This window comes from Pseudomonas sp. AN-1 (assembly GCF_034057115.1).
Taxonomy (GTDB): domain Bacteria; phylum Pseudomonadota; class Gammaproteobacteria; order Pseudomonadales; family Pseudomonadaceae; genus Geopseudomonas.
Genome location: NZ_CP139195.1, coordinates 4602559 through 4609694, shown reverse-complemented (window position 1 = coordinate 4609694; position 7136 = coordinate 4602559). Strand labels below are relative to the sequence as shown.

The 7136-nt window shown below is 60.2% G+C and carries 8 protein-coding genes; 4 read left to right on the top strand and 4 right to left on the bottom strand.

What is annotated here, in order from left to right; all coding sequences use genetic code 11:
* Nucleotides 1–68: 68 nt before the first annotated feature.
* Nucleotides 69–1115: an IS110 family transposase gene (locus SK095_RS21670; protein ID WP_320547485.1), complete on the bottom strand. Its 1047-nt coding sequence runs from the start codon at nt 1113–1115 to the stop codon at nt 69–71.
* A gap of 160 nt (nt 1116–1275) precedes the next feature.
* Here SK095_RS21670 and SK095_RS21665 point away from each other — a divergent pair, with 160 nt between their 5' ends.
* Nucleotides 1276–1587 carry a chorismate mutase gene (locus SK095_RS21665; protein ID WP_320547484.1) on the top strand — a complete coding sequence of 104 codons (312 nt, stop codon included), beginning with the start codon at nt 1276–1278 and terminating at the stop codon, nt 1585–1587.
* Nucleotides 1588–1661: 74 nt separating this feature from the next.
* Entirely contained in the window at nt 1662–2249 is a 588-nt protein-coding gene (locus SK095_RS21660) for a hypothetical protein (RefSeq protein ID WP_320547483.1), read from the top strand.
* Between the two features lie 273 nt (nt 2250–2522).
* Here SK095_RS21660 and SK095_RS21655 read toward each other — a convergent pair whose 3' ends face one another.
* Entirely contained in the window at nt 2523–3569 is a 1047-nt protein-coding gene (locus SK095_RS21655) for an IS110 family transposase (protein ID WP_320547482.1), read from the bottom strand.
* Nucleotides 3570–3728: 159 nt separating this feature from the next.
* On the opposite strand from SK095_RS21655, the gene SK095_RS21650 reads away from it, so the two are divergent.
* Entirely contained in the window at nt 3729–4082 is a 354-nt protein-coding gene (locus SK095_RS21650; RefSeq protein WP_320547481.1) for a hypothetical protein, read from the top strand.
* Here SK095_RS21650 and SK095_RS21645 read toward each other — a convergent pair.
* Together SK095_RS21645 and SK095_RS21640 are read right to left on the bottom strand one after the other, a co-directional pair.
* Entirely contained in the window at nt 4030–5046 is a 1017-nt protein-coding gene (locus SK095_RS21645; protein ID WP_320547480.1) for an IS30 family transposase, read from the bottom strand. The genes SK095_RS21650 and SK095_RS21645 overlap by 53 nt on opposite strands.
* Nucleotides 5047–5466: 420 nt before the next feature.
* Nucleotides 5467–6513, bottom strand: a complete 1047-nt coding sequence (locus SK095_RS21640) for an IS110 family transposase (protein WP_320547479.1) — start codon at nt 6511–6513, stop codon at nt 5467–5469.
* A gap of 146 nt (nt 6514–6659) precedes the next feature.
* On the opposite strand from SK095_RS21640, the gene SK095_RS21635 reads away from it, so the two are divergent.
* Nucleotides 6660–7004 carry a hypothetical protein gene (locus SK095_RS21635; protein ID WP_136490613.1) on the top strand — a complete coding sequence of 115 codons (345 nt, stop codon included), beginning with the start codon at nt 6660–6662 and terminating at the stop codon, nt 7002–7004.
* The last annotated feature ends 132 nt before the right edge of the window (nt 7005–7136 follow it).

Below are 7136 nucleotides of genomic sequence, written 5' to 3'. Positions count from 1 at the left end.
CTGTTCCGACAGTGTCGCTTTTCACCACAACCACAAGAAAAACCGCCTCCCGATTACCCGGCCCGCCGTCAGGCGGGCTTGCTGCTCTGCCAGTCGCCGCTGAAACGTCGTTCGTGGCACCACACCGCCCAGCAGATCCGTACCAGTTTGTTGGCCAGCGCCACCGCCGCCTTGTTGTGGCCGATGCGCGCGGCCGTCTCCACTGCCCAGCGTTGCAGCCGGGTCAACCGCTCAGGCGCTCGTCTGTGCAATCGTTGCGCCGCCAGCAACGCCGCTCGCGAACCATGGATCAGCAGGGTGCGCACGTACACGTTGCCCTGTCGGCTGATGTGTCCTAGCTTGCGCCGGTCGCCGCTGCTGAACTCGCGCGGAGTCATGCCCAGCCAGGCGCTCAGTTGGCGACCACTGGCGAAGCGCTCGGGCTGGCCGACCGCGGTTTTCAGCGCGCTGGCGGTCAGCACGCCGATACCGCTGACTTCGTCGAGCTTGCGCACGATGGCATCGTCGGCGTGCCAGCGGGCGAGTTGCTGTTCGCACTCGTCCATGCACTGCTCGTACAGGTTGATCTCCGCCAGGACGATCTGCAGCTGGCCGCGCAGGGCCACCACTTCCGGTTGCTCGACCAGTTCATGAGCGCTACGCAGGAATGCCGCCGTCGCTGCCGGCGCTTCCAGGCCCATCTCCCGAAAGATGCCGCGCAGCAGGTTGATGCGCTGGGTGCGGCTCTTCTTCCAGGTCTTGCGCAGACCGTGCAGTTGCTGGAGCTGTTGCTGCTCGTGAGTCTTCACCGGCACCGGGTGGATGCCCGAGCAGCGTGCGGCTTCGAGGATGGCGTCGCAGTCGTTGCGGTCGGTCTTGTTGCGGCGGCGGTAGGGGCGCACATAGCGCGCGTGCAGCAGCGTCACCTTGTGCCCCAGCGCCTGGGCGAAACGCCCCCAGTAGTGCGCCGTGCCACAGGCTTCCATCAGCCACTCGACCGGCTCGGCCTGCTCCTGTATATATCGGCGAAACGCCTCGCGATTCAGCCGCTTGCGCTGACTCACCTGCCCGGCACGGACGCTCTCGGCAACCTGGTAAACGGACTTGGCCAAATCCACTGCAATCTGCTTGTACATCGCTGGAACCCTCCGAACGCCATTCTCGACACCGCTGGTGCGGGTAAGTGTGGTGCAGGGAGAGTCCATTACAGCACTCGAGCCGACTCGCGTCGGCAAGCCGCCGCTCGCGACTCAGCTTCAATGTTAGGGTCAAAACAAATAACGGAGTACCACGCACATGGAAGTCAGATGCAACTCACTAAATGAAGTCCGTGAAAATGTCGATAGAATTGATCGTGAAATCGTTACGCTACTCGCTAAGCGCGGCAACTTTGTCACTCAAGCAGCATCATTCAAAAAAACAACAGACGAAGTAAAAGCACCCAATCGAGTCGAGCAAGTTATTGCAAAAGTTACAGCGCTTGCACAAGAGCAAGGTGCGAACCCTGTGGTAGTAGAAAGCGTCTATCGCGCTATGATATCGGCGTTCATTGAGGCAGAGTTAAAAGAGCACTCTCTGCTTAACGCACATAGCGGCAACCCTAACTAGTGGTTCAAATCGCTCGCTTCGCTAACTGGAACGGGCTAAAGCCCGCCCCTTAACCAAACCTTAGAGTCACTTCGATGCTTCAGCAGACTGACATCCAGCAGGCGGTTCAGGCGTATCGTGAGACTGTCGCACGAGCAACAGCGGTTGCTAACGGCGCAATACTCCCTGAGCCTGTATTCATTCGGTTTTGTACTCGCGCTATCGCACAGGATTACGTGAAGGAGAAGAGCCAGAAAATCCCGACCGGGAAGCGCCGCGAAGATGAGGGCTCGGAGTTTATCTACGTGTTTTCAATTTCAGAGCAGAGCGATGCCGGAAGCCAGGACATCGCAGCAGCGTTTGAAGCGGGGCGCCAACTGCAAGCTCAGGAAGACTATCCGGGCCAAAAGAACCTTTGCCAGTTGAATGGTGCCACAGCGGAACGTCGGGCGATCTATGTCGGTAGGTCCTACAGCCCAAGAGAACGATTCAAACAGCACCTTCTCGAAAGTGTCGGCGGCACATACGCAATCCACTTCCAATCTTGGAGCAGTGAGCTTCACCTGCACGTGGATTTTTTCTGTTATCAATTTCGCGGCCTAGGCGATCTTGCTGCTCAGGTGCTTGAGGACGGGTTGTGGGATCACCTGAGGCCCATTTTGGGGAAGCGCGGTGCAAGGTGAATCTAACATGGCGTATATGGACTCTCCCCACAAGTAGTGAGTAAAGCCATACCAACCCTGTCGTCAGTGCGGTTGCATTCGTATATCCGGCCTTTGCTGGGCGTTACCGCCCGGGCCACTCTGTAGTTCGCGCAACGGGGGCCAAGCGTTCAATCGATCACGGGGATCATGATTGTTATCGGCCTTGTTCCGCCGCAGGACTCGCCTGTTCCGACAGTGTCGCTTTTCACCACAACCACAAGAAAAACCGCCTCCCGATTACCCGGCCCGCCGTCAGGCGGGCTTGCTGCTCTGCCAGTCGCCGCTGAAACGTCGTTCGTGGCACCACACCGCCCAGCAGATCCGTACCAGTTTGTTAGCCAGCGCCACCGCCGCCTTGTTGTGGCCGATGCAGGCGGCCGTCTCTACTGCCCAGCGTTGCAGCCGGGTCAACCGCTCAGGCGCTCGTCTGTGCAATCGTTGCGCCGCCAGCAACGCCGCTCGCGAACCATGGATCAGCAGGGTGCGCACGTACACGTTGCCCTGCCGGCTGATGTGTCCCAGCTTGCGCCGGTCGCCGCTGCTGAACTCGCGCGGAGTCATGCCCAGCCAGGCGCTCAGTTGGCGACCACTGGCGAAGCGCTCGGGCTGGCCGACCGCGCTTTTCAGCGCGCTGGCGGTCAGCACGCCGATACCGCTGACTTCGTCGAGCTTGCGCACGATGGCATCGTCGGCGTGCCAGCGGGCGAGTTGCTGTTCGCACTCGTCCATGCACTGCTCGTACAGGTTGATCTCCGCCAGGACGATCTGCAGCTGGCCGCGCAGGGCCACCACTTCCGGTTGCTCGACCAGTTCATGAGCGCTACGCAGGAATGCCGCCGTCGCTGCCGGCGCTTCCAGGCCCATCTCCCGAAAGATGCCGCGCAGCAGGTTGATGCGCTGGGTGCGGCTCTTCTTCCAGGTCTTGCGCAGACCGTGCAGTTGCTGGAGCTGTTGCTGCTCGTGAGTCTTCACCGGCACCGGGTGGATGCCCGAGCAGCGTGCGGCTTCGAGGATGGCGTCGCAGTCGTTGCGGTCGGTCTTGTTGCGGCGGCGGTAGGGGCGCACATAGCGCGCGTGCAGCAGCGTCACCTTGTGCCCCAGCGCCTGGGCGAAACGCCCCCAGTAGTGCGCCGTGCCACAGGCTTCCATCAGCCACTCGACCGGCTCGGCCTGCTCCTGTATATATCGGCGAAACGCCTCGCGATTCAGCCGCTTGCGCTGACTCACCTGCCCGGCACGGACGCTCTCGGCAACCTGGTAAACGGACTTGGCCAAATCCACTGCAATCTGCTTGTACATCGCTGGAACCCTCCGAACGCCATTCTCGACACCGCTGGTGCGGGTAAGTGTGGTGCAGGGAGAGTCCATTACAGCACTTAACTTCGCTCACTTCGTTCGCTGGACAGTCAAGCGCTTCGCGTTTGCCTGTCCGTTAGCTTAATCGTTATGCAGCCGGACATGAATAGCGAACAGCTCTACCAGAACGCCATGCAGCTGGACTCGAAAGGGGAGTATCAGAGGTCTATCTCCATCTATAAGGAGCTAGCCAAGATCTCTAACGATCCTCGACACCTCATTGCATATGGTGTTTGTTTGCAGAGGCTGGGTCATTGGAAACAGTCCATCGCACCTCTTGAAAAAGGAATTTCCCTTCGCCCGTATTACTGCGAAGGTGATGCGCGTCTTTTCTTGGCAAAAGCATTTTTCAACTCAGGGAAGAAGAAATTGGCGGCGGTTGCAGGAACTGAGTGCAACACGGTTATTGGAGTGAAGCAGGTGCCTCATGATGCTTGGCCATCAGCTCGGTCATGACCTCGATGGGGCACTTGAAGCCGAAGCGCTTGCGCGGTCGGATGTTCAGTTCGTAGGCAATCGCATCCAGTTGCTCCTGGCTGTATTCCGACAGATCCGTACCCTTGGGCAGGTACTGCCGGATCAATCCGTTGATGTTCTCGTTGCTACCACGCTGCCAGGGACTGTGCGGGTCGCAGAAGTAGATCGCCACGCCGGTCTTCTGGGTGATCTCCGCATGGCGTGCCATCTCCCGTCCCTGGTCGTAGGTCATGCTCTTGCGCGCCGCCAGCGGCATGCGATTCAGCGCCGCGCTGAACCCCTCCACAGCCGAGGTCGCCGTCGCATCGCTCATCTTTACCAGCATCAGGTAGCCGCTGGTGCGCTCCACCAAGGTGCCTACCGCCGAGGCGTTGGCCTTACCCTTGATCAGATCGCCTTCCCAGTGGCCGGGCATCACGCGATCCTCGATCTCCGGTGGGCGCACGTGGATGCTGACCATGTCGGGGATCTGACCACGTCGATCTACCCCGCCAGAGCGCGGACGGCGGGTGGTTTTGCCTTGCCGCAGGCAGATGATCAGCTCCTTGCGCAGCTCGCCGACCGGCAAGGCGTAGATCGCGTTGTAGATCGTTTCGCGGCAGACGTAGGCGTCTTCGAAGTTCGGGAGTTCCATGGCGCGGAGCTTGCCGGCAATCTGCTCGGGAGAAAAGCGTTTTCGCAGCAGGTGGACGACCAGCTCGAACAGCTCGTTGCCGGGCACCAGCTTTTGCCGAGGCCGGCAGGACATGCGGCGTTCACGCATCGCTCGCTGGGCATGCTGGGTGGCGTACTCGCCCTGGGCGCTGCGGTTACGGCGGATCTCGCGACAGATCGTCGAGGGGCTGCGGTTGAGCATTCGGGCAATGGCCCGCTGGCTCATGCCGCGCAGCAGACCGACCTGGATGTTGGAGCGCTCTTCAATGCTGAGTTCGTGGTAAGACATGGCAACACCGTACCGGAAAGGTCAGGTGTTGCACTCAGTTTTTGCCGCCGCCGGCCATAAAGCAGTGGCAGCACGTGGCTGAAATGCAGCCTGAGTATCCAAGCTATGAGTCAGTGCAAAATGAAGCAAAGAATATGCTTTCTGAGTATGCATAACAAACGTATATGGACTCTCCCCACAAGTGGTGAGTAACCTGTTCCAACCCTGTCGTCAGTGCGGTTGCATTCGCATATCCGGCCTTCGCTGGGCGTTGCCGCCCGGGCCACTCTGTAGTTCGCACAACGGGGGCCAAGCGCTCAATCGATCACGGGGATCATGATTGTTATCGGCCTTTTTCCGTTGCAGGACTCGCCTGTTCCGACAGTGTCGCTTTTCACCACAACCACAAGAAAAACCGCCTCCCGATTACCCGGCCCGCCGTCAGGCGGGCTTGCTGCTCTGCCAGTCGCCGCTGAAACGTCGTTCGTGGCACCACACCGCCCAGCAGATCCGTACCAGTTTGTTGGCCAGCGCCACCGCCGCCTTGTTGTGGCCGATGCGCGCGGCCGTCTCCACTGCCCAGCGTTGCAGCCGGGTCAACCGCTCAGGCGCTCGTCTGTGCAATCGTTGCGCCGCCAGCAACGCCGCTCGCGAACCATGGATCAGCAGGGTGCGCACGTACACGTTACCCTGTCGGCTGATGTGTCCTAGCTTGCGCCGGTCGCCGCTGCTGAACTCGCGCGGAGTCATGCCCAGCCAGGCGCTCAGTTGGCGACCGCTGGCGAAACGCTCGGGCTGGCCGACTGCTGTTTTCAGGGCGCTGGCGGTCAGCACGCCGATGCCACTGACTTCGTCGAGCTTGCGCACGATGGCGTCGTCAGCGTGCCAGCGGGCGAGCTGCTGCTCGCATTCGACCATGCACTGCTCGTACAGATTGATCTCGGCTAGGACGATCTGCAGCTGGCCGCGCAGGGCCACCACTTCCGGCCGCTCGACCAGCTCATGAGCGCTACGCAGGAATGCCGCAGTTGCTGCCGGCGCTTCCAGGCCCATCTCTCGGAAGATGCCGCGCAGCAGGTTGATGCGCTGGGTGCGGCTCTTCTTCCAGGTTTCACGAAGACCGTGCAGCTGCTGGAGCTGTTGCTGCTCGTGCGTCTTCACTGGCACCGGGTGGATGCCCGAGCAGCGTGCGGCTTCGAGGATGGCGTCGCAGTCGTTGCGGTCGGTCTTGTTGCGGCGGCGGTAGGGGCGCACATAGCGCGCGTGCAGCAGCGTCACCTTGTGCCCCAGCGCCTGGGCGAAACGCCCCCAGTAGTGCGCCGTGCCGCAGGCTTCCATCAGCCACTCGACCGGCTCGGCCTGCTCCTGTATATATCGGCGAAACGCCTCGCGATTCAGCCGCTTGCGCTGACTCACCTGCCCGGCACGGACGCTTTCGGCAACCTGGTAAACGGACTTGGCCAAACCCACTGCAATCTGCTTGCACATCGCTGAAACCCTCCGAACGCCACTCACGGCACCGCTGGTGCGGGTAAGTGTGGTGCAGGGAGAGTCCATTACAGCACTCAAGTCGTTCGCTTCGCTCACTGGGACGGGCTAAAGCCCGCCCCTTAGCTTATACGTTAGAGGTTTCAATGGCTCGGAGTAAAACCCCTGCTTTCGCCATTGCTCTTTTAGTAGCAACTGCCTGTGCAGTTGTCTTCGCCATTTTCGGCGGGCTGAGTAATGGCTTCACGCCAAAAAACATTGCTGGGTTCGCGGCGTTCGGTGCCATTATTGGCGCTGTTGCAGCCCCCTACATTGAGCCTGAGTCGTTTAAATACCCTATTACTTGGCAGGTATGCTGCTCTGTTCTAGGTTGTCTATTAGTTGCTCTTTACTTGCGTGCAGGCTTGGAAGGGTATGCGCTAGCTGCCATGGTTGGTGTGATTCTTGGCTACACCGCCCCATACTGGGTTAAGCATATTCAGGCACCGTAGAGGTAACCTCTAACAATGTATATGGACTCCTCCCACAAGTGGTGAGTAAAGCCTGCCACCCCTGTCGTCAGTGCGGTTGCACTCGTATATCCGGCCTTCGCTGGGCATTGCCGCCCGGGCCACGCTGTAGTT

What these genes read in the sequence shown, in the direction of transcription:
- SK095_RS21670 (WP_320547485.1), bottom strand. Translation starts at nt 1,115, where the DNA reads ATGTACAAGCAGATTGCAGTGGATTTGGCCAAGTCCGTTTACCAGGTT.
- SK095_RS21665 (WP_320547484.1), top strand. Translation starts at nt 1,276, where the DNA reads ATGGAAGTCAGATGCAACTCACTAAATGAAGTCCGTGAAAATGTCGAT.
- SK095_RS21660 (WP_320547483.1), top strand. Translation starts at nt 1,662, where the DNA reads ATGCTTCAGCAGACTGACATCCAGCAGGCGGTTCAGGCGTATCGTGAG.
- SK095_RS21655 (WP_320547482.1), bottom strand. Translation starts at nt 3,569, where the DNA reads ATGTACAAGCAGATTGCAGTGGATTTGGCCAAGTCCGTTTACCAGGTT.
- SK095_RS21650 (WP_320547481.1), top strand. Translation starts at nt 3,729, where the DNA reads ATGAATAGCGAACAGCTCTACCAGAACGCCATGCAGCTGGACTCGAAA.
- SK095_RS21645 (WP_320547480.1), bottom strand. Translation starts at nt 5,046, where the DNA reads ATGTCTTACCACGAACTCAGCATTGAAGAGCGCTCCAACATCCAGGTC.
- SK095_RS21640 (WP_320547479.1), bottom strand. Translation starts at nt 6,513, where the DNA reads ATGTGCAAGCAGATTGCAGTGGGTTTGGCCAAGTCCGTTTACCAGGTT.
- SK095_RS21635 (WP_136490613.1), top strand. Translation starts at nt 6,660, where the DNA reads ATGGCTCGGAGTAAAACCCCTGCTTTCGCCATTGCTCTTTTAGTAGCA.